General features: G+C 71.5%; 19 protein-coding genes, 1 pseudogene and 1 other annotated feature. Of the genes and pseudogenes, 13 read left to right on the plus strand and 7 right to left on the minus strand.

From position 1 onward, the window contains the following. Both MY520_RS02315 and MY520_RS02320 read right to left on the minus strand, forming a co-directional pair. On the minus strand, positions 1-509 hold a 509-nt coding region (locus tag MY520_RS02315), incomplete at its 3' end, for a DDE-type integrase/transposase/recombinase (protein WP_436689681.1). A 72-nt stretch (positions 510-581) separates the two neighbouring features. Continuing rightward, positions 582-709, minus strand: a sequence feature (AL1L pseudoknot). A 29-nt stretch (positions 710-738) separates the two neighbouring features. After that, a pseudogene (locus MY520_RS02320) lies at positions 739-1,026 on the minus strand (transposase); the annotation flags it as partial. Positions 1,027-1,965: 939 nt separating this feature from the next. Here MY520_RS02320 and MY520_RS02325 point away from each other — a divergent pair. Continuing rightward, positions 1,966-2,466, plus strand: a complete 501-nt coding sequence (locus MY520_RS02325; protein ID WP_436689683.1) for a hypothetical protein — start codon at positions 1,966-1,968, stop codon at positions 2,464-2,466. A 250-nt stretch (positions 2,467-2,716) separates the two neighbouring features. Here the strand turns inward: MY520_RS02325 and MY520_RS02330 are convergent, their stop codons facing one another. Next, positions 2,717-3,340 carry a hypothetical protein gene (locus MY520_RS02330; RefSeq protein ID WP_436689685.1) on the minus strand — a complete coding sequence of 208 codons (624 nt, stop codon included), beginning with the start codon at positions 3,338-3,340 and terminating at the stop codon, positions 2,717-2,719. A gap of 1,519 nt (positions 3,341-4,859) precedes the next feature. Here MY520_RS02330 and MY520_RS02335 point away from each other — a divergent pair. The 4 genes from MY520_RS02335 to MY520_RS02350 all read left to right on the plus strand — a co-directional run bounded on the left by MY520_RS02335 (position 4,860) and on the right by MY520_RS02350 (position 7,174). Beyond that, complete coding sequence (locus tag MY520_RS02335) at positions 4,860-5,312, plus strand: SRPBCC family protein (RefSeq protein ID WP_436689687.1); 453 nt, start codon at positions 4,860-4,862, stop codon at positions 5,310-5,312. Further along, on the plus strand, positions 5,305-5,829 hold the full coding sequence (locus MY520_RS02340) for a TetR/AcrR family transcriptional regulator (RefSeq protein ID WP_436689689.1): 525 nt from the start codon (positions 5,305-5,307) through the stop codon (positions 5,827-5,829). Before MY520_RS02335 ends, MY520_RS02340 begins: the two co-directional genes overlap by 8 nt. Positions 5,830-6,026: 197 nt before the next feature. Next, entirely contained in the window at positions 6,027-6,413 is a 387-nt protein-coding gene (locus MY520_RS02345) for a hypothetical protein (RefSeq protein ID WP_436689691.1), read from the plus strand. A 224-nt stretch (positions 6,414-6,637) separates the two neighbouring features. Next, the gene (locus MY520_RS02350; RefSeq protein WP_436689693.1) at positions 6,638-7,174 is read left to right on the plus strand and encodes a tryptophan-rich sensory protein; all 537 of its coding nucleotides are present in this window, start codon (positions 6,638-6,640) and stop codon (positions 7,172-7,174) included. Between the two features lie 143 nt (positions 7,175-7,317). Here the strand turns inward: MY520_RS02350 and MY520_RS02355 are convergent, their stop codons facing one another. Continuing rightward, positions 7,318-9,336: a transcriptional regulator gene (locus MY520_RS02355; protein WP_436689695.1), complete on the minus strand. Its 2,019-nt coding sequence runs from the start codon at positions 9,334-9,336 to the stop codon at positions 7,318-7,320. A gap of 164 nt (positions 9,337-9,500) precedes the next feature. Between MY520_RS02355 and MY520_RS02360 the strand changes: the two genes are divergently transcribed. The 5 genes from MY520_RS02360 to MY520_RS02380 all read left to right on the plus strand — a co-directional run bounded on the left by MY520_RS02360 (position 9,501) and on the right by MY520_RS02380 (position 13,485). Further along, a complete protein-coding gene (locus tag MY520_RS02360; protein ID WP_436689697.1) occupies positions 9,501-10,319 on the plus strand; it encodes an alpha/beta fold hydrolase in 819 nt (272 codons plus the stop codon). Positions 10,320-10,486: 167 nt separating this feature from the next. Next, positions 10,487-11,101: a hypothetical protein gene (locus tag MY520_RS02365; protein WP_436689699.1), complete on the plus strand. Its 615-nt coding sequence runs from the start codon at positions 10,487-10,489 to the stop codon at positions 11,099-11,101. A gap of 109 nt (positions 11,102-11,210) precedes the next feature. Continuing rightward, positions 11,211-12,023, plus strand: a complete 813-nt coding sequence (locus MY520_RS02370; protein WP_436689701.1) for an SRPBCC family protein — start codon at positions 11,211-11,213, stop codon at positions 12,021-12,023. A gap of 134 nt (positions 12,024-12,157) precedes the next feature. Next, a complete protein-coding gene (locus MY520_RS02375) occupies positions 12,158-12,664 on the plus strand; it encodes a SixA phosphatase family protein (RefSeq protein WP_436689703.1) in 507 nt (168 codons plus the stop codon). Positions 12,665-12,837: 173 nt separating this feature from the next. After that, on the plus strand, positions 12,838-13,485 hold the full coding sequence (locus tag MY520_RS02380; RefSeq protein WP_436689705.1) for a DUF6308 family protein: 648 nt from the start codon (positions 12,838-12,840) through the stop codon (positions 13,483-13,485). A gap of 7 nt (positions 13,486-13,492) precedes the next feature. Here MY520_RS02380 and MY520_RS02385 read toward each other — a convergent pair whose 3' ends face one another. From MY520_RS02385 to MY520_RS02395, 3 genes are all read right to left on the minus strand, one after another. After that, a complete protein-coding gene (locus tag MY520_RS02385) occupies positions 13,493-14,956 on the minus strand; it encodes a protein adenylyltransferase SelO (RefSeq protein ID WP_436689707.1) in 1,464 nt (487 codons plus the stop codon). Between the two features lie 9 nt (positions 14,957-14,965). Then, positions 14,966-15,934, minus strand: a complete 969-nt coding sequence (locus MY520_RS02390) for a hypothetical protein (protein ID WP_436689709.1) — start codon at positions 15,932-15,934, stop codon at positions 14,966-14,968. Positions 15,935-16,238: 304 nt separating this feature from the next. Beyond that, complete coding sequence (locus MY520_RS02395) at positions 16,239-16,658, minus strand: DUF1761 domain-containing protein (protein ID WP_436689711.1); 420 nt, start codon at positions 16,656-16,658, stop codon at positions 16,239-16,241. Between the two features lie 86 nt (positions 16,659-16,744). On the opposite strand from MY520_RS02395, the gene ppk2 reads away from it, so the two are divergent. The 3 genes from ppk2 to MY520_RS02410 all read left to right on the plus strand — a co-directional run bounded on the left by ppk2 (position 16,745) and on the right by MY520_RS02410 (position 20,434). Beyond that, a complete protein-coding gene (gene ppk2 / locus MY520_RS02400) occupies positions 16,745-17,581 on the plus strand; it encodes a polyphosphate kinase 2 (RefSeq protein WP_436689713.1) in 837 nt (278 codons plus the stop codon). Between the two features lie 66 nt (positions 17,582-17,647). Further along, positions 17,648-18,946 (plus strand): nucleotide disphospho-sugar-binding domain-containing protein, encoded by a 1,299-nt coding sequence (locus MY520_RS02405; RefSeq protein ID WP_436689715.1) that lies wholly within the window; start codon positions 17,648-17,650, stop codon positions 18,944-18,946. Positions 18,947-19,033: 87 nt separating this feature from the next. Continuing rightward, complete coding sequence (locus tag MY520_RS02410) at positions 19,034-20,434, plus strand: TonB-dependent receptor (protein WP_436689717.1); 1,401 nt, start codon at positions 19,034-19,036, stop codon at positions 20,432-20,434. The last annotated feature ends 12 nt before the right edge of the window (positions 20,435-20,446 follow it).

Raw genomic sequence — 20,446 nt, forward strand, 5'->3', positions numbered from 1 at the left:
CCATCGAACACCTCCGTGATCACGGGGTGTTGCGACGACCGGTTGAGTCCGCCCTGCGACCCGCGGTCGGTGTGGTGAATGAGCCCGCGGACTCCGTGGCCGTCGACGGCGCGCTGCCACAGCCCCTGCTCGAGGGCGTCGGCAGCCAGGTCGGTGCGCAGCGAGGTCGAGCAGCGCCAGCCGACGATGCGCCGCGAGTAGACGTCCATGACGAAGGCGACGTACACCCAGCCCGACCAGGTCGCGACGTAGGTCAGGTCGGCCACCCACAGCCGGTTGGGCGCCGAGGACCGGAAGACGCGCTGCACCAGGTCATCGGGGCGGGTGTCGACCGTCGGCGCCGGGACGGTGGTCCGCTTGACCTTGCCGCGCACCGCGCCAGCCAGGCCGAGGTCGCGCATCAGCCGCTCGACCTGGCAGCGCGGCACCCGATGGCCCTCGCGCTTCAGGGTCCGCCAGACCTTGCGGACTCCGTAGACGCCGAGGTTCGCCTCGAAGACCCGCCCCATTTCGGGCTAGAGCTGCTCGTCGCGGACCGCCCGATCCGAGAGAGGTCTGGTCCGCGCGGCGTAGTAGGTGCTCGAAGCGATCGCCGCGCCCGCCTCGGTGAGCGCGCGGCAGATCGGCTCGACTCCGAACTCCTGACGATGCTGGTCGATGTAGTCGATCAGCCTGGGATGGCCGGTCGAGCTCGGCTGCGAAGAAAGCCGACGCGCTCTTGAGGATCGCGTTGGCCCGGCGCAGCTCACGGTTCTCCCGCTCCAGCTCGACCAGTCGCGCCCGCTCGTCGGTCGTCAGACCCGGCGCGCTGCCCGCGTCGATGCGGGCCTGCTGCACCCAGTTCCGCAGCGAGTCCGGCACGATCGCCAACTGCTCGCCGACCCGCTTGCACGCGGCGTTGACGCTCAGCTTCTCCGGCCCCTCCACCAGATCGAGCGCGAGGCGGATCGCCCGCTCACGCAGCTCGTCGGGGTACTTCCGCGGTGCCGCCATGACTTCCGTCCTTCGGTGGTTGGAAGCCTCCATCAATCCCGGGGCGGTTCAACCTCAAGCGCACCGAGACAGTCACTCGGCCAAGCGCCATGCTCCCGCTGGATAGGTCTACGGCCCTCAGGTGTTACTGCCCATGGCGGCCCGCCTTGCGCGAGCCGGTCGGCCGGGACGTGTAGAGGCTCTGTTCGGACTACTGCGTGGCCGCGTACTGCACGGACACCGAGGGCATGGGCCGGTATTGGACGGCAGTGTGCTTGGCCTGAATGAGCTGGGACGGCCTTGTGTGACACCGTCCGCCACGTCGGGCTGAGACTTGTGATCTGCTGGTTGGCACGGCGGTGTCGTCCCGAACGGCGACTCCGGGCCACGCATGTCTGTCTGTGAAGACGACGCTGCTCAACTGCCTGTGCGCGGCCATCCCGGCGCGCGAGCGGGTGGTCACCTGCGAAGAGGTGTTCGAGCTCACGGTCACCGGGATCGCTGCACAGAGTGTTAGCCATGTCCCACCGGCCAGATGTGGCTGCTCACCTGCCTGTGCGCGTCCATCCCGGCGCGCGAGCGAGTGGTCGCCTGCGAAGAGGTGTTCGAACTGTCCCGTCCCTCGCCCCAGGTCTACGGCGGTCGCCTTCGGTGCCGGGTCCGGCAGGCGCCCGTTCCCCCGATCTTGGTGAGGGTGCGTGCGCCCTCGTGCATGGACACCGCGCCGCGCACAGGGCAGCGTGCCCGAGGGGATGAGGAGGGGATGTGGCAGAACAGGGACGGCTGACCCGCCGGCGGCAGTCGCGGTGGTCCGGTCGGCTCCCCTTCATCATCAGCATCGCTGCCGTCCTGGTCGCCTGTGGTGGAGACCCGACGACTCCTGGCATCCCGGACTCCTCCGTCCCCGACGCGCTACCCGGCACCCCGGCGGAGGTGGAGGAGGCCCTCTTGACCACCGACGACCTGGGGGAGGGGTGGGTCGACCTCGGTGCGGTGCCGCTCGACGAGCGGGGTTTCGACGGTTGTCCCGAAACGCGGGTGGTCACCTCCGGAGCGGACCCCACCCGGCTGGGGGAGGCGCAGAGCCTCTACGCCGAGGGCGACCCGCCCGTCCCGACGTTCGGCGAGTCCGTCTCCCTGTGGGAGTCACCGGAGGTGGCGACGGAGAGGTTCGCTGCGTTCGCGTCGATGACGTCGGAGTGCCGGTCCTTCGAGCACGAGATGCCCGACGGGAGCACGGCCACGGTGAGGATGCTCTCGCGCGAGGCGCCGCAGTTGGGCGACGAGGCAGTGGGCGTGGTGATGGAGGCCGACCACGACGACGGGCCCACGATCCTGCGGGACACCATGATCGTCCGCATCGGCGACGTGCTGGTGCTGGCCGAGGGCGTCGACCGCTCTGAGGACGATCCCGAGGCCGACCGCCAGCAAGAGCGCTTTGACGAACTGACCCGGCAGGCGGTCGACAAGGCGACCTCGATCCTTTCCGACTGACGGCCCGGGCCCCTCCACGGGTCGTCATGGCGGGGGCACGCGTGGGTCCCGACCTGCTCAGCGACACCGGCTGACAGCAGATCCGCTCTGGCGGGCTCGAGCTCACCGCGTGACCCGTCTTGGGCACGGGGAGGCCCTCGTAGAGGCGCACGACGGGAGCCACCTGGCCGATCGCGCCGCCTGGCGTGACCAATCCATGACCGAAGCGGCGGTGCGCGCCCTGGCAAGACTGGAGGCCCTCTGTCGCCCGCTACTCGTCATCGGGGAGTCTTGCGTCTATGTCGTCATTCCAGTAGGACAGCTCGTACGTTCTGATGATCGCCCACTTACGGAATGCTGCAGACTGGTACAGGCATCCCGCTGCGACAAGTGCGAGGACGAGCGCGGTCAGTCCTGCAAACAGTGGAGAGCTACTCGTGAAGGTCTCCACGAGAGCCATCAAGGCGCCCAGGGCGAGTGGGGGGACCGAGCGACTCAGCATCAGGCCGATGGCTCTCAAGCGCGAGATCTCAGCAGCAGCCTCGTTGTCGTCCGCCTCCAGCGCGGCGAGGAGCGTGAACGGATCCAACTGCAGGAAACGTCGCGGGGTTGCAATGGCGTTGCGTCGAAGAAACTCCTCCTTCGCCTCTACCGACGGTTCGATCGAGCTGAACGGGTTTAATCGATCGATGATGCTACCGAGAGGGCTTGACGCCTGTCCCGTCAAGAACGCCGCGACAGCCAAGGCGGTGAGCAGCAGCAGAGAGGGAAGACCCAGAAGGCTCGGGACTTCGATCCAACCGGCTCGGTGAGATGCGTACGCGAGAGCTGTCAGGTATAGCGATCCTGGTACCGCGTACGCGAGCAAGTCGAAGAGGCCGAGTACTATCGCCATTCCTTGCTCCCAGTGGTCGACCTGACGGGGCGTTGGTGATCCGCTGACCGATGTCGTCTGTGTGGGGTTCCACTTCGACGTGCGACCTGTAGGGGACTGTCCCGAGTCCTGTTGGCTCGTCGGGTAGGCGTCAGGCCGCGGGTAAGAGACTCGCACCTGACGGGGTCAGACGTCCGGGGCGGTAGTTCCGCTCGATCGTCACTCGTCGGCACAGGCGCTTGGTCGACAGCCCCCTCCGTCGATGTCCACAGATTGCCGATGACCCGCTGATCGTTCGCTCCGGCGTCTGATGGCGTGTCAGACCCGTGCCCGGAGGATGCGGCGGAAGTAGATCCCGGCAGCACGTATCGGTCGACGAACCAGGTCGTGCGGCGGGGCTTCATCGGATCGACGAACGGCACCGACGGGGTCGGCCGGCTGTCGCGATCGACCTCGACGAGCGTCAGCTTCCGTCGGCTCACGGTGATCGGCATGACCGTGTAGCCGTCGAACCGCTGCATCGGCTTCCCGTTCCGGGCGGCGGCCGTGTCATGGGCCAGTATCTGGACCTGGTGCCGGAGCGCCCCGCCCGACGGGCGGGTCGCCACGTCGGCCGCATCGCCGATCGTCCAGATCGACTCGTGCCGTCGGGAGCGCAGCGTGTGCGGGTCGATGTCGACGAGGCCAGGGACCGAGTCCGCGGTGAGGCCGGCCTCCGCGATCCAGCGCGGAGCCCGGCCCGATGGTGCGAGACAGTGGGGGTGAAGTCGAGCTCCTCGAGCACCCGTCGGCCCGTCCGCGAGGTGACCGTGATGGCGTGGGTGTCCCAGTCCACCCGCTCGATGCCGGCCTCGCGCAGTACCTCCACCCCGTAGCTGGCGAAGGTGCCGTCGAGGTGTCCTCCGGTGCGGCCGTTGCGGTCGGTCCAGAAGGACCAGCCGGACCTCGAGGTCTGCCAGGACGCCGGTGCGCCGCCAGTGATCGCACGCCATGAGCAGCGGCTTGAGCGCCGTCGAGCCGCAGGAGGCCGGTTCCGGTGGCATGGTGTCCTCCACCAGACCGGGGCAGAGGTCGAGGGTCGAGGGTCGAGGGTCGAGGGTCGAGGAGTGCAGCGTGCGCCCTCCGCGCGTGCGCACGGTCATGGCGCCCGGATCGACGGTCTCGACGCTGTCGCGGACCCAGCCGCACCCGTCGGGGACGACGTCTCCCATCGGGCGCTCCAGATCCGCCGTCGTCGCCTGCCCGCCGGCGACGTGGTTCAGCCGCGGCTTGTACCGGTGCACCGGCTGAGGGGCCACGAGGGTGAGGTCCGAGGCGCCGTTGTGGATCAACCCCGCCGCAAAGGGAGATGCCGGGTTGCCGCCGCCGACGAACAGCACCTCGGATGCTCCACGTCCGCCTCCTGAGCATGGCGGACATGCGGGTGATCTGGCCCCGGCTCTCTACCGGAGGACCATCAGCATCAAGGGTCTTGACGAGAGCTAACGTTGTTAGCCACTCTGTGCGCTAACAACGTTAGCCAGCGCGGAGGAGGAACGTCATGGCCAAGCGACTGATCGCCGACGTCGACATCGCTGCGACACCTGACCAGGTCTGGCGGGTGCTCACCGATCTCGCCGCCTATCCGGCGTGGAATCCGTTCATCGTGCGGGCAGAGGGGGTCGTGGAGCCGGGCCGTCGGCTGACCCTGACCATGCAGCCGGTAGGCGGTCGAGCGGCGACCCTGCACCCCCGGCTCATCGAGGTGGACGTGGGCCGGCAATTGCGGTGGCGCGGCACGGTGGGGATTCCCGGCTTGATGGACGCCGAGCACACCTTCACGCTCGAGCCGCGGGGCAGCGACACCCGGCTGATCCAGCTGGAGGAGTTCCGAGGCGTGCTCGTCCCGTTCCTCGCAGCGTCGCTAGACCGGACGACGCTGCCTGCGTTCGAGGCGATGAACGAGGCGCTCAAGAGCCGGGCGGAGCACGCCACGTCGCGCCGTCGTGGCTGACCCGCTCTCGACCCGCGCGCGCGAGATCGTGGCCGTGGCCCGCGATGTCCTGGAGCGGGAGGGCTCAGACGCGCTGACCATGCGTCGGATCGCCGAGGTCCTGGGGATCCGGGCCCCGTCCCTCTACAAGCACGTACCCGGCAAGGACGCGCTGGAGGTCGCGATCATCATCGCAGGCTTCGAAGAGGCCGCCGAGGCGTTCGAGACGGCCACTGACGGAGCGTCGGAGCCCCTGGCGGCCTTCGTCGGGGCCTATCGCGCCTTCGCCCACGGACACCCGCACCTGTACCGGCTGATGACCGATCGACCCCTCCCTCGCGCGGACCTGCCTCCGGGGCTGGAGGAGCGCACCGCCGCGCCGCTCCAGCGAGCCACGGGCAGCCCCGCCCGGGCTCGCGCGGCGTGGGCCTTCATCCACGGCATGGTCCTGCTCGAGCTGACGGACCGCTTCCCCAAGGACGGGATCACCGAGCAGGCCTGGCAGGCCGGTATCGCCGCGATGCAGCGCCCCGAGTGATGCGCCCCACCTGAGCCGTGCGGTCGCGCAGATGGATCGCTCCTCCATGGAGTACCGGGATGGAGCACAGCGTCGACCCATCGCCGTGGCGCGCCGATCGTCGAGAGAGATGCCCTCGGGATCGTCGCGCTCGTCGCACTGATGACAGGCGTCGTCGATCACCCCGTACCAGTCACATCCACTCCTGGGAGACCGTCGTGGACATCCCGCACTGCCTGGCCGACTTCGGCGACTGGGCCTTCGACCGCCACGCCAACCCGCTCAGCTGGTACATCAGGCCGCTGTTCCTCCTGCCGCTGGCGTGGTTCGCCTACCGACGCAGCGGCTGGGGCATGGCCTGCACCCTCGTCGCGCTGGCATCCAGCATCTTCTGGTTCCCGGCGCCGGCGCAGCCCGATCCGCAGGTCCTGGAGTTCCTCGACTTCGAGCGGAAGTGGCTCACCGGCAACTGGAACGCCCAGAAGACCCTGCTGGCGCTGGTCGCTCCCCTGTCACTCGCCGCCTTTTGTCTCGCGTTCTGGAAGCGGTCCGTCGGGTGGGGGCTGGTCATCCTCAACCTCATGGCCGGCGCCAAGCTGCTGTGAGGCGTCGTCTCCGGGGACGGCACCGGATGGGCGATGACCGCGCCTGCGCTGGTCGGCCTGGTGCTCGGGGACGTCGCCTTCCTATGGGCGCTCCGGCGGCTGCGAGAGCGCCGTCACGGGCACGCCGACCAGCTGACGGTCCGGCCCGTCGTGACATCGCCCGAGTTCGTCGTAATCCCGGGCCGCGTCTCGGCACGCCCTACTCACCGGACAGGAGATCCCCGATGACCATCCAGAACCCTCCTGCGGCCACGACCGTGCCCATCCGCATGAGGCGGCAGTCCTTGGTGCGGGCGAGCGTCTGCACAGGGGTGGCCGCGGTTGCCGGGAACGCCTTCGTCGGCAAGGCGGCGATGGACTGGTTCCGAGGCCTCACAGCTCCGCGCTGGCAGTTGCCGATGCCTGCTCTCGTGGTCGTTGCTGGGCTCTACTACGGGGTCATCGGCTACGTGCTGGCACGGAGCATCGACCGTCGCGACGCCAGGAGCACCGCATGGAGCGTGGCGGTCATCGTCGGCAACGAGGCCTGGAACGGAGCCTTCTTCGGCCGTCGAAGCACTCGTGCCGGCGTCGTCGGACTGTGCGCCTTCATCGTTCCTCTGGTGGCGCTACAGCGATCGGTTGCGGGGGACGCACACTCGCGCCACGCATTGACCCCGTACACGGCCTACGTCGTCATCTACGACCTGCCGTGGGTCTACCGGCTGTGGCGGCTGAATCCCACACGCGTGCGGACACACCTCCCCGGGACCGATGACTGACCAGCGGGGCGCCGAGGCGCAGTCCCGCGGCTCGGTGCGCATGGAGGGCGAGGACCACGTCGGGCAGGACGGCGACCTCCGTGGAGTTCCGCTTCGATGTGTAGCTGCAGCAAGGGTCGATCGCCGGCCGCCGCCTCCCGATGTCAGAACACCCATCCGGCGGGCGCGCGGGGATCGGGGACGTAGGCGCAGTACGTACCGGTGCGGATCGTGCGGTCCAGGTGCTCGCCGAGTTCGAGATGGTGCTCACCGATCCGCGCGATCGCCTGACGGATCGCGCGGGTGACGCCGGCTCGGGCGCGCTCGGACGAGGACGCAGCTCGTCGACCACGGCCACCGAGCCCGAATGCACGGGCGAGCTCGTGCACCAGGAAGTCGCGTTCGGCGTCGGACTGCGCGGCTCGTCCGGCGTCCCCCATCTCGCGCGCCTCGGCGATGTCGTCCTCGATCTCGGTGAGGCGCCGCCGGTAGGCGTCCCTGGCCTGCGCGTCGAGGAGCTCGCCGGCGTCACCGAACGTCGAGTGCGTGACCTCTGCGGCCCGGCCGGTGGCGCCGGGCGCACTCGTGCCGGCCTCCGCGGCGACGAGGTCCAGCACATGGAACTCGTGTCCCGGATGGGCGAGCAGCCGTGCGAGGTACCGCATGCCCTTGAGGTCGCGCACGAGGACCGTCTGCCCGTCGAAGACCACTGACCAGTAGTCGCCCGCGCGACGGAAGACGTTGTCGCTGGCGTCCGACGGCCCGTCCAGGGGAGCCTGGCCGCCGGGGGGGTCCACGAGTGGCGCGGCCGCGATCCTGTCGAGGATCGTCCGGGCTGCTCGGCGCTCCAGGGCGGCCCGGTGCTCGCTTCCGCTGGCGGCGTGTGCCTCGGCCAGGCCCATCCGTGCGCGTGCCGCCTCGTACGGTGCGCCCACTTCGTTCCAGAGTCCTACCGCTTCGGACAAGGACTGCTCGGCCTGGGCCGCATCGCCGTCGGCGAGCTGGACCCTGCCGCGCGCGAGGGCGGCGCTGGCGGTCAAGGCCTTGTTCTGGAAACGGGCGGCGACGAGTTGCAGTTGGTCCGCGGCCGATCGGGCGCGGACGACGTCGCCGGCCGCGATCTCGATCTCGACCTGCGCCTCCAACAGCGGCGCACGCTGCAGGTCGGTGTCCGGTGGGCGCTCTTTCCACGGCACCCGCAGAGGGCGCTCGAGCGCGTCTCGGATGGAGGCGGCCGCGGTGGTCACGTCCCCCCGGCTCAGGCGTACCAGAGCCAGACCCGGTTGGGGATCCCACCCGGCGCGGTGGCTGGCCAGCAGGGCTTCCTCCGCACCCGCGATGTCCCCCTTGTGCAGGCGGATGCGTCCGAGCTCGTTCAGCGGCCACCCGAGCTCGCGTCCCAGGTAGGGGCGTAGTTCCTCGCAGGCCATCAGCGCCTGACCCTCCGCCTCGCTGCACGCCCCCCGGAGCCGGAGGATCTCGGCGCGGTGGACCCGGCAGCGCCCGTGGAGGCTCCCGATGGCACTCCTCTCGCCCCAGCGTTCCATCGCTTCGGTCCACTGCTCGGCCAGGTCGTACTGGGCCAGGCCCTGTAGAGCGCACACCAGTTCGCAGTAGACGACCCCGGTCGAGAGGGGATCGAGGTCCCCGGACACGGCCGTCACCCCGGCCTGGTCGAGCAGCGTCAGACCGCGCCGGACATCGCCGTCCAGGATGAGCAACCGGGCCTGTGCGACCTGTCCGATGGTGGCCGCGGCTGGATCACACGTCGAACCCACCTCGATGGCCTGGCGCGCCCAGCGCCGAGCGTTCGGCAGGTCGCCGGTCAGCATCCGCTCGTACGCGCGGACGACGCCCAGCCACGCGTGCACAGGTGTCGGGCCTCGATCCTCCAGAAGCCCGTCCGCTCGTGCCAACCAGCCACGCACCGGGGCCATGAGGGCGGTGTCGAAGAGCAGGTGCATGGCGACGCGCACGGCGGCTCCCGCGGCCGCGAGATGGTCTCCGGCTTGCAGACCGGCGGCGTGGACCCGCTCCCACGCCTCGATGGTCACATCCAGCTGGCCGGCCGTATAGGCGACCTCGCCGAGCGCCTCGAGATCGGCGGCCTCCAGGAGGCCGTTCGCGTCCGCCTCGATGAACAGGTCGAAGGCCTGCTGCCAGGCGCCTCGGGAAGCTGCCACCCGTGCCCGCTCCACGAGGCCGTGCTCAGCGCCACCGCTCATCGCGCCCCTGCCGTGTCCGACGGCCGCCGTAACCGTGGCGGTTACCGCCGTAACAGTCCTCCTTCCGCATCTCGGGTGGGGACCACGAACCCCCGAATCAGCGAGGCATCCGAGGAGAAGTCATGGAGCGTGCAACCGTCAACGACGTCGAACTCGCCTACGAGGTGGTCGGATCCGGTGAACCCGTGCTGCTCATCAGCCCCGTCCTCGCCGACGGGTTCCTGCCGCTGCTCTCAGAACCGGCGCTCGCCGGCCGCTATCAGCTGATCCGGTACCACAAGCGGGGTTGGGTCAGCAGCACCCACTCGCCGCCGCCGGTGAGCGTGGCGACGCACGCTGCCGACGCCGGGGCGCTCCTGGCGCACTTGGGCGTGCCGCGCGCCCACATAGCCGGCCACTCCAGCGGCGCGGCGGTCGCGGCCCAGCTGGCACTGGACTGCCCGGATCGCGTGCACACGCTGGCCCTGCTGGAGCTGTCGCTGCTCTCCGTGCCCAGCGGCGAGGCCTTCTTCCAGCAGGTCGGCCCCGCGTTCGAGGCGTACGGCAGCGGCGACCACGAGGGAGCGGTGGCCCGGTTCCTGAGTGTCGTGGGCGGCGTCGACTGGGTGACCTGCCGGGCGGTTCTCGACGAGCGGCTACCGGGCGCCGTGGAGCAGGCGGTCAAGGACGCGGACACCTTCTTCGGCGTCGAGCTGCCGGCCCTGGCCGAGTGGGCGTTCAGGTCCGAGGAGGCTGCCGCCATCGATCGCCCCGTCTTGTCGGTGCTCGGCGCGGACACCCAGCCGCTGTGGGTGGAGGTCGCCGGCTTCCTCCGTTCCTCACTCCGGCAGGTCGAGGAGCGCACGATCGACGGCGTCGGCCACCTCCTGCACATCCAGCAATCCCCGCCGGTGGCCAGAGCCATGGCCGACTTCCTGGGCCGCCATCCGATAGCCGGCTGAGGAGGGCCGCGCCGGCCATCCGTCGCCCCCAGCTGCTGGACCCCGTCCAGGCGATCCGGCCCAGCGGGGTGAGCGGCTGTCCTGCCGCTCGGTGACGGCGCGACGGGAACACCCGTTCGCGGGCGCCCTGCCTCTGCGCCGTCCCCTCGACGGTGTCACCGTCGGGCATGCGCACCCGGGGACAGCGGGTGGGGCCGGTGCTCCTGGCGACCGCCCTGGCCCTGTGCGGCTGCAGCGGGGAGGAGTCGGCGGGTGAACCCGTCGCCACGGTCTTGGTGACGGTCGTCCCCGAGCCGGCCGCGCCCGACCCCGCCCCGCCCGACCCGGCCCCGCCCGACCCCGACCCGGCGCCGCCCGACCCGGCGCCGCCCGACCCGGCTCCACCGGACCCGGGCGCGGTCCACCCCGACGCGGGCGAGCCGGAGCAGGCGGCCCCCGTACCGGCCTCGGTCACCTCGTCGCCGATGGCCGTGGCATGTGCCGACGCGGTCGCGGCGCTCACGGATGCGGTCACCGCCTACGAGACCGAGGCGCTGGCCGAGGGCGGGGGTGGCGGCGACCGGGCAGCCACCGCCGCGGAGATGCGCGCGGCGTGGGATCGGGCGTGGGCGGCGGTGTACCGGGTCGGGGCCGGACTGCCCGAGGCAGCGGCGCCGGCCATGGCCGCCGTCACCGCCCTCCACGACGGTCTCGCCACCCGCCCGACGCTGGACGAGAGCGATGCCGATCCCTGGCGGGCTGCCCGGGAGGACCTGCAGGACTGGTGCCAGGCGCAGGGTTGAACGCCCCCGCGCCACGAGGCCCTCAGCGGCCGCGGGCTTCACCTACCGGCACCCGGGGTAGCGCTGGGACACGTTGTTCCGGAAGTCCTGAGACGAGGGAGGGCGCGCGATGACGACCAAGGTGGAGAAGTCGATCCAGGTCGACGTACCGGTGACCACGGCCTACAACCAGTGGACCCAGTTCGAGGACTTCCCGCACTTCATGGGCGGGGTGAAGCAGGTCCGCCAGCTGGACGACCAGCGACTGCACTGGGTCGCCGAGATCGCCGGTGTGAAGCGGGAGTGGGAGGCCGCGATCCTGGAGCAGGTGCCGGACCAGAAGGTCGCCTGGGCCGCCACGAGCGGCGCGACGAACGCGGGTGCGGTCCGGTTCGAGCCCGCCGGGGCGAACTCGACCATCGTCTACCTGCAGTTGGAGTACGAGCCCGAGGGTCTCGTGGAGCAGGTCGGCGACAAGCTCGGCATCGTCGAGCGGCAGGTGAAGTCCGACCTGGAGCGGTTCAAGGCGCTGATCGAGGACCAGGGCTACGCCAGCGGTGCCTGGCGGGGCTCGGTGAACGAGGACCTCGACGTCGGCACGCCCGGGGTCGGTGCCGCCTTCGGCTCGGAGGGCGACAGCGGGAAGGCAGGGGTGTCGGCGAAGGGCGTCATCGCCGGCGCGGCAGCCGTGGCCGGCGTCGCGGCCGCAGGTGTCGCCGCGGCGACGTCCAGGAGCGGCCAGCAGTCCGAGACGGAGCAGGGCGTGGTCCAGCCGCAGGAGGTGGCCGTCGTCCCGCAGCCACCCGACGACGCGGTGCGTGACGACGTGCTGGTCGAGGAGTCGCACCCGGAGGGCTACACCACCGCGCCGTCGACCGAGGGCGTGGAGAAGGGCGTGCGCGACACCGGCGACGACCCGATGATCGGCGGCGGCAGCCGCTGACCACACGCGAGACCTGCGAACTCGGGGCCATCGCCCGCTGATCGCCACGAGTTCGCAGGTCTCGAGGGGGCGACCACGCCGCGGGTCCGCGACTCGGGGTGAGCCCGCGCGCGGGAAGGTGCCAGACTCGGCCGGTGCAGCTGCACAGACTCCTGCTGATCCGCCACGCCAGGGCCGCTGGCGGCCACGTCGATGCGGACCGGCCGCTCACCGAGAAAGGCCGACGGCAGGCCGCGGCGATCGGGACCTGGCTGGCCGAGGCCGGGATGGTGCCCGACACGACGCTCGTGTCTCCGGCCCGTCGGGCGGCGCAGACCTGGGCGCAGGCGAGTGCCGCGCTGGAATCGGGACGGCAGCCGATCGTCGACTCGCGCATCTACGACAACACGGTCGAGGCGCTGCTCGCCGCCGTCCGGGAGACCTCCGAGGACGTGCGGATCCTGGCGGTCGTCGGGCACAACCCGTCGGTCGCGGAACTCGTGAGCACCCTCGACGACGGTCGCGGCGATCCGGTTGCCCGGCGTGCCGTCGAGGCCGGGTTCCCAGCCGGTGGTGTCGCCGTGTTCGACGTCGCCGCGCCGTTCGCCGCGGTCATCGAGGGTTCGGCCACGCTGACCGACTTCCAGGTGCCGGGCGGCTGATCCCCGCACGGCAGCCGCCGGCCACGCGCCAGACCTGCGAAGTCGTGGCCATCGCGCGCTGATCGCCACGAGTTCGCAGGTCTCGAGGGGGCCGCAGAACCACCCCACCCCTCCGGGTGCCCCGGCCGGTCAACCGCGACCGCCCGGCCCACAGCGGATGCGACGGTGGGCTGATGTGCACCCTGACGATCGGTGGACGGACGGTCGACCGCGGCGAGGCCCGCGCGTTCGCCCGGCGGTACCTCACCGAGGGCGTCGGCTGGTCCTACCCCTCCTACGACGGCTTCGACGCCGCGGGAGCGCGGGGACCTCTCGTCGACGGCGACTTCCTGGCGCCGGTCCTGCTCAACGTCCGGCACCTCGCGGTGACCACGTACGAGAACCTGCAGCGGGTGCGGCCGGCGCTCCAGTCGGCGCTCGACGACCTCCCGCCGGACCTGTCCCTGCTGGACGCGCGGCCGGCCGACCACCGCCTGCTCGCCCGCCTGTTCGCGGTGCTCGATGGTCCCGGGGTGGGCGGGGTGAGGGGCACCGTGCTGTCGAAGGTGCTCCACCGGAAGCGGCCGGCGTTCATCCCTCTCTACGACGAGCGGGTCCGCAGCGTCTACCAGGACGGCGTCGACGCCCCCGTGCCCCCGGAGGCCAGGTCCTGGGCGGACTTCTCGATGCTGTTCGCCCAGGCCGTGCGGGCCGACCTCGAGCGGGAGCTCCCGTTCTGGGAGGACCTCACCAGCTTCGCCGCCGGACCGCCGATCACCCCGCTGCGCGCCCTCGACATCGTGGCCTGGTGGGCCGGCGCCGGCCCGATCGACGAGGAGTGACGCGCGCTCAGGTCCCGCAGAACGTCCGGTAGGCGCCGAAGTCCTGCGGGGCCGGGGCGGCGTAGCGCTCCAGGCCCGGCCGCTCGCCGAACGGGTCGGTCACCGCGTCGAGCAGCCGTTCCAGCGGCCCCAGGTCGCCGTCGGTCGCGGCCGCGAGCGCCTCCTCGACGAGGTGGTTGCGGGGGATGTAGGCGGGGTTGACCCGGTCCATCGCATCGGGGTCCGGAAGCAGGGCGCGCCAGCGCTCCAGCCAGGCGTCGAACCCCGCGAGGTCCAGGAACAGGTTGCGGGCCGGGTCGACGTCGCCGCGAGCGGCCGCACCCAGTGCGCGGAAGGACGACGTGTGGTCGACGTGGTCCCGCCGGAGCAGGGCGAGCCACTCGTCGCCCAGCGCCGAGGCCACCGCGTCGTCCAGACCCTCGGGCAGACCGAGCTTCGCGCGCATCCCGGCCGACCAGGCCGCGCCGTACCGACGGCGGAACGCGCCGAGGGACTCCACCGCGAGCGCGACCGCCGTCTCCGGGTCGTCGTCGATGAGCGGGAGGAGGGCCTCGGCGAGCCGGGCGAGGTTCCACTCGGCCACCAGCGGCTGGTTGCCGTACGCGTAGCGCCCGCTCTCGTCGATCGAGCTGTAGACCGTGGCGGGGTCGAACGCCTCCAGGAAGGCACAGGGCCCGTAGTCGATGGTCTCGCCCGAGATGGTCGTGTTGTCGGTGTTCATGACCCCGTGGACGAACCCCACGAGCATCCACCGGGCCACGAGCGAGGCCTGGACGGCGACCACCGCCTCGAACAGCGCCAGGTACGGGCGCTCGGCCGCCGCGGCGCCGGGGTGGTGGCGCGCGATCGCGTGGTCGGCCAGGCGGCGCAGCAGGTCGACGTCGTCGGTCGCCCGGGCGTACTGGAAGGTCCCCACGCGCAGGTGGCTGCCGGCGACCCGGGCGAGCACGGCGCCCGGGAGCAGGGTCTCGCGGCGCACCTGCCGCCCGGTCGCCACGACGGCGAGGGAGCGCGTCGTGGGGACGCCGAGCGCGTGCATCGCCTCGCTGACGACGTACTCGCGCAGCATCGGACCGACCGCGGCGAGGCCGTCCGCACCGCGGGAGAACGGCGTGCGCCCGGAGCCCTTGAGGTGCAGGTCGCGGAGGCGGCCGTCGGCGTCGGCGAGCTCACCGAGCAGGAGGGCGCGGCCGTCGCCGAGCCGCGGGGCGTACCAGCCGAACTGGTGCCCGGCGTAGGCCTGCGCCACCGGGGTGGCCCCCTCGGGAACGAGGTTGCCGACCAACAGCCGCCGGCCCTCGTCGGACCGCAGCCAGCCAGGATCGAGGCCGAGCTCGGTGGCCAGCGGCTCGTTGAGCACCAGCACCTGCGGGTCGGGGGCGGCGTCGGCCTGCCAGGGGAGCGCCAGTTCGGCGAGCTCGCTGGCGAAGCGGTTGCCGAGGGCGATGGTCGGCGGCGGGGCGACGCTCATCCACCGAGGTTACGGGGGAGTTGGCGAGGCGTCAGAAGTCGAGCGGCTCGCCCCGGCCGGGAGGACGTCAGTCGCCGTCTGAACCGCCGTTCTCCCAGAACTGGGATCGCCGTCCAGAGAGGGCCGGTCGCGCTTGTGCGGAGCCGACTCCCCGAGTCGGTACAGCTGATCCCGGCTCGTGAAGTGGGAGGCGATCAACCGTCGACGGTTGTCGATCTCCTCGTCGGTGTAGGCGTTCTCCAGGATCTTTCGGTCGCCAGGCTTGACACGTACGAGGTCGACTTGTCGCTGGTTGGCGAATGACAGGATCTCGCCTGTCGGTTGACCGGTGAGGAACCATCCGTGGCCGAGATTGGCACTCCTGATCTTCTCACCGACCTCGAAGTGGAACTCGCCGATACCCATGACCGGCCCGACCAGCTCGTCCTCGTACTTGTAGGTATGGCCCTCGAACCTGTAGAACAGGCGGACGGGTGCGAGCCTCTCGATGGCCACGGCGGTGGCACCCCACCAGGCCAGGAACAGGCCTTGTGAGTCGTACTGCCTGCCGGACAGGTCGAACGCATCCACGGAGCCGGACAAACGGATCTCCAGCAGGGTCACGGCTTCCAGTCTCGCTCCGCCGTCTCCGCTGGGGACCAGCACGTATTGCCACCAGAGCCCATCGGCCAGCCGGGCCGCCGCCTGGCGCGGTTCGTAGTCGACTATCCAGAACCGCTGTTCTCGCGCATCGCGCAGGGACAACGCAAGAGTGATGGCGGAGCCGGCGAGGACGACAATCGCGACGACGATGATCGTGGTCCTTCTCGTCTCCTCGTCGGTCGAGGTGGAGACGATGGCTGTACCCAGAAGGGTCAGTGCAAGGACGAAGAAGGCGTAAGTGCGATCTCTGAGTTGCACCTCTTTCAGGGAGCGGTTGAGCGCCTGGAGGACCGAGAAGGGGCCGACACCGCTTGACGAAGGTTCGTAACCGGTCATGAGCGTTCCTCGCCGTTGAGGCCGGATCGCAGCGCTCAGCGGTCGATGGGAGACGCGGGCTCGGCTCCTCGACCGAGCAGCTCCATCGGCCGCTCGCGAATGGATCCGTCGAACTCGACGGTCCACCATCCCGGCGACACGTCACGGATGCGTCACCGCAGCGCGCGCCATGGGAACGGATGTCGGCGAGCTGTTGGCGCCCGACGGCGTCGCGGCTCGACCCAACCGACGTTGAGAGCCGCGGACGACTCCCGCGCCTGTAGGTGGCCGGTAGCAGCGAGCCCGGCACTCGCTGAGCCCGCGGTCATCGGGCGGCCCAGTCGGCCCTCCGGCCGCTTCGGCCGGCGACCGCCGAGATCAGCACCAGCTTCACCAGCCAGTCGCCCGCGTGGATCGCGGCCTGCCGCCACGGCACCCTCTCGTGGACGACGGAGCCGGTGAGCAGGACGACGGGGAAGGCGCCCCACAGCGTCAGCCCGAGCGTCACCGCCTCCCGCGTCGTGGTCACCCCGGTCCGCGCGGCGAGGGCCGCCACGGCCGCCGCGACCGTGCCGCTGCGCACCAGCTCGACCGGCAGCACCCAGGCCGGCGTCGAGGGGTCGGCGTAGGCGTCGTCCAGCCGGGCCAGCTCCTTCCCGAACGCCGCGTACCAGGCGCCGCTCGCGGCCACGGCCGCCGCGGATGCGACGCCGACCCTCCGCAGGTCCGTCTCCCGTTGCCTCATGCAGGTCAGACGGCGGGGAGCCGGGGGAGTCATCGGTAGACCGACCCGGGTTGCCGACCTGCCGCGTCGGGTCGATCCTCCGCAGCATGGCAGCAGCCCGTAGATCAGCGCCGTCGGTGGAAGAAGCGCCGCAGTCGACCGCGAAGGTGGACAAGGCCTACTACGAGAAGGAGATCGCCCGGCTGCAGATCGAGCTGGTCAAGCAGCAGGAGTTCATCCGGGCCCGGGGCCTGCGGGTCGTCGTCGTCTTCGAGGGTCGGGACGCGGCGGGCAAGGGCGGGGCGATCCAGCGGATCACCGAGACCCTCAACCCCCGTGCCGCCCGCGTCGTCGCGCTCGCGGCGCCGACCGACCGCGAACGGGGCCAGTGGTACTTCCAGCGCTACGTCGCGCACCTGCCGGCGAAGGGCGAGATGGTCCTGTTCGACCGGTCCTGGTACAACCGCGCCGGCGTCGAGCGGGTCATGGGCTTCTGCACCGAGGCGGAGTACCGCGAGTTCCTCCGCTCGTGCCCGGAGTTCGAGCGGATGCTCGTCCGCAGCGGGATCACGCTGATCAAGTACTGGTTCTCGGTCAGCGACGTCGAGCAGGAGAAGCGCTTCCAGGCCCGGCTCAAGGACCCGACCAAGCGCTGGAAGCTGAGCCCGATGGACCTCGAGGCCCGCAACCGCTGGGTCGACTTCTCCCGCGCCAAGGACGCGATGTTCGCCGCCACGGACATCCCGGAGGCGCCGTGGTGGGTGGTCGAGGCCGAGGTCAAGAAGCGGGCCCGCCTCAACGTCATCAACCACCTGCTCGCCCAGGTCCCCTACGAGGACCTCACCCCCGAGCCGCCGACGCTGCCGCCCCGGCCCCCGGTGCAGGACGACTACGTGCGGCCGCCGAAGGACAGCCAGAACATCATCCCCGACGTCGTGCCCTGACTCCCCGGGCGGAGGAGCGCGCGGCACCCACTCCCTGACCCCGCGGACGACGGCGAAGACTGCCCCATGGCCGCTTCCCGCCCGGGCACCGTCCTGCTCGTCACCCTCCAGGGCGGAGGCAACGTGCCGCCGCAGATGGGACTGGCCCGTCGGCTCACCGGGCGCGGGCACCGCGTCCACGTGCTGAGCGAGCCGAGCGTGGCCGGCGAGGCGCGCGCGGCCGGGTGCGCGTTCACGCCGTGGCCGACCGCTCCCTCCGGCAACGCCGTGGACCGGGACCGCGCGGCGGCCCGAGACTGGGACCTGCGCACCCCCGCGAAGGCCGTGCGGTTCGTGCGGACGGTGGGCGACTTCCTCTTCGGCGCCGCCGGGCTCTTCGCGCGGGACGTGCTGGCCACGCTGGAGGAGGCTCCGGCCGACGTCGTCCTGGTGGACCTGGCGCTGGTGGGGGCACTGGCCGGCGCGGAGCGGTCCGGGCGGCCGACCGCGGCCCTGATGCCGAGCATCTACATGCGGCCGACCCGGGGCCGTCCGGTGCTCGGCAGTGGGTGGCAGCCCGCCCGGGGCCCGCTCGGCCGGCTGCGCGACCGGGCGGCTCCGGCCCTGTTCAGCCGGTTCGTCGACCTCGGCCTGCCGCGGCTCAACGCCGCCCGCGCCGACCTGGGGCTGGCGCCCGTGGACGGCGTCTTCGGCGCCCTGGACCGCTGCGCCCGGGTCCTGGTCATGACCAGCCCGACGTTCGACCCGCCCCCGGACCACCTGCCGGCCAACGTCCGCTACGTGGGCCCGCTCGTCGACGACCCGGCGTGGGCCGGTGCCGGGCCGGTGCCGGTGCCGCCGGGCGACGAGCCGCTGGTCCTGGTCGCGATGAGCTCCACCTACCAGGCGCACCAGGAGGTGCTCGGCCGGGTCGTCCGCGCCCTCGCCGCGCTCCCGGTCCGCGGGCTGCTCACCCTGGGCCCCGGTCTCCGCGCCGAGGAGGTCCGGGGTGCCGGCAACGTCAGCGTCGTCCCCTCCGCACCGCACGCGGTGGTGCTGCGGGAGGCGTCGGCCGTGGTGACCCACGCCGGGCACGGCACCGTGGTCAAGGCCCTGGCCGCCGGTGTGCCGATGGTGTGCCTGCCGCACGGGCGGGACCAGGAGGACAACGCCGCGCGCGTCGTGCGCCGCTGCGCCGGGCTGCGGATCTCCCGGCGGTCGGAGCCGGCCACCATCCGGGACGCCGTGCAGCGGGTCCTGGCCGAACCCCGGTACCGGGAGGGCGCGGGCCGGATGGCCGCCGTCCTCGCCGCGGAGGCCGCCCGTGGGCCGTCGGCCGTCGACGAGGTCGAGGCGCTGCTCCGCGGCGGCCGACGACGGGCGTGATCACGGTCCCGATCGCGCCCGTCCACACGTGCTCGTGAGCGCCCGGCGGGGCTACTCTCGCCGCCACTCACCGGAAGGGGAGCGCTCATGGACGCCGGCGCGGACACGCTCCAGAAGGCGTTGCGGGTCAACCTCGACCCCCGCTGGTACGGGACCATCGCCGAGATCGGCGCCGGCCAGGAGGTCGCCCGCTGGTTCTTCCGGGCCGGCGGCGCGGCGGGCACCGTCGCCAAGACCATGTCGGCCTACGACATGGCGGTCAGCGACGCGGTGTACGGCAAGGCCGACCGGTACGTCTCCAAGGGCCGGCTGCAGGCCATGCTCGACCACGAGTTCCAGCTCAACCTCGACCGGCTCGGCGACGACCGCGGGGACGACACGGCGTTCTTCGCCTTCGCCGACACGGTGGTGGCGCGCAGCTACCGGGGCGGGAACGAGTGCCACGGCTGGATGGGCGTGAAGTTCCAGTCCCACCCCCGCGACGAGCCCAGCCAGGTCGTCCTCCACGTGCGGATGCTCGACGACGAGGCCGCGCTGCAGCAGGAGGCCCTCGGCGTCGTCGGGGTCAACCTCCTGCACGCGGCGTTCTTCCAGCACCACCAGCCCGACGAGCTCGTGGAGAGCCTGCTCGACCGGCTGACCACCGGCCGCATCGAGGTCGACATGATCGAGATGAGGGGGATCGAGTTCCGCGCCGTCGACAACCGGCTGATGGCCCTCAAGCTGGTCCAGCTCGGGCTCAGCGGCGCGGCGATGTTCGGGCCCGACCGGCAGGTGCTGCAGCCGAGCGAGGTGCTGCGGAAGAAGGCGATCCTGGTCGAGCGGGGCAGCTTCCGCCCGCCGACCGTCGTCAACATCGACATGCTCGAGGCGGCCCGAGGGAAGTTCGAGACTGACCCCGCGGTCGCCGGCCGCGACATCCTCCTGCTCACCGAGCTGACCATGGCCAACCTGCGCGCCGGCAGCGACGTCGTCGACCGGCGGGACTTCCTCGCCCGCGCCGACCTGCTGGCCGCCTGCGGGATGACCGTGCTCATCTCCGACTACGTCGCCTACCACCGGCTGGCCGCCTACCTGGCGTGGCGCACCGACGGCCGCATCGGCATGGTCATGGGGGTCCCGAGCCTCGCCGACCTGTTCCACGAGGCCAACCACGCCGCCCTGCCCGGCGGCATCCTCGAGAGCTTCGGCCGGCTGTTCAAGAACGAGCTGAAGCTCTTCGTCTACCCCATGCTGCGCGACGGCGAGGTGGTCACCGTCGACACCCTCGCCGTCGGCGAGGGCCTCCAGCCGCTCTACGACTACCTGTACCGGCGCGGCAGCTTCGTGGGCCTGGACAACTACAAGCCCGACTACCTGCCGATCCTCAGCCGCGACGTGCTCCGGCGGATCCCCACGGACGACGAGACCTGGACGTCGATGGTGCCGTCGGAGGTGTGCGAGGTGATCAAGAAGCGCGGGTTCTTCGGCTACCAGCGCGCCCGCTGAGGACCGGCGGCC

This window comes from Geodermatophilus sp. CPCC 205506 (genome assembly GCF_051383635.1).
Taxonomy (GTDB): Bacteria; Actinomycetota; Actinomycetes; order Mycobacteriales; family Geodermatophilaceae; genus Geodermatophilus.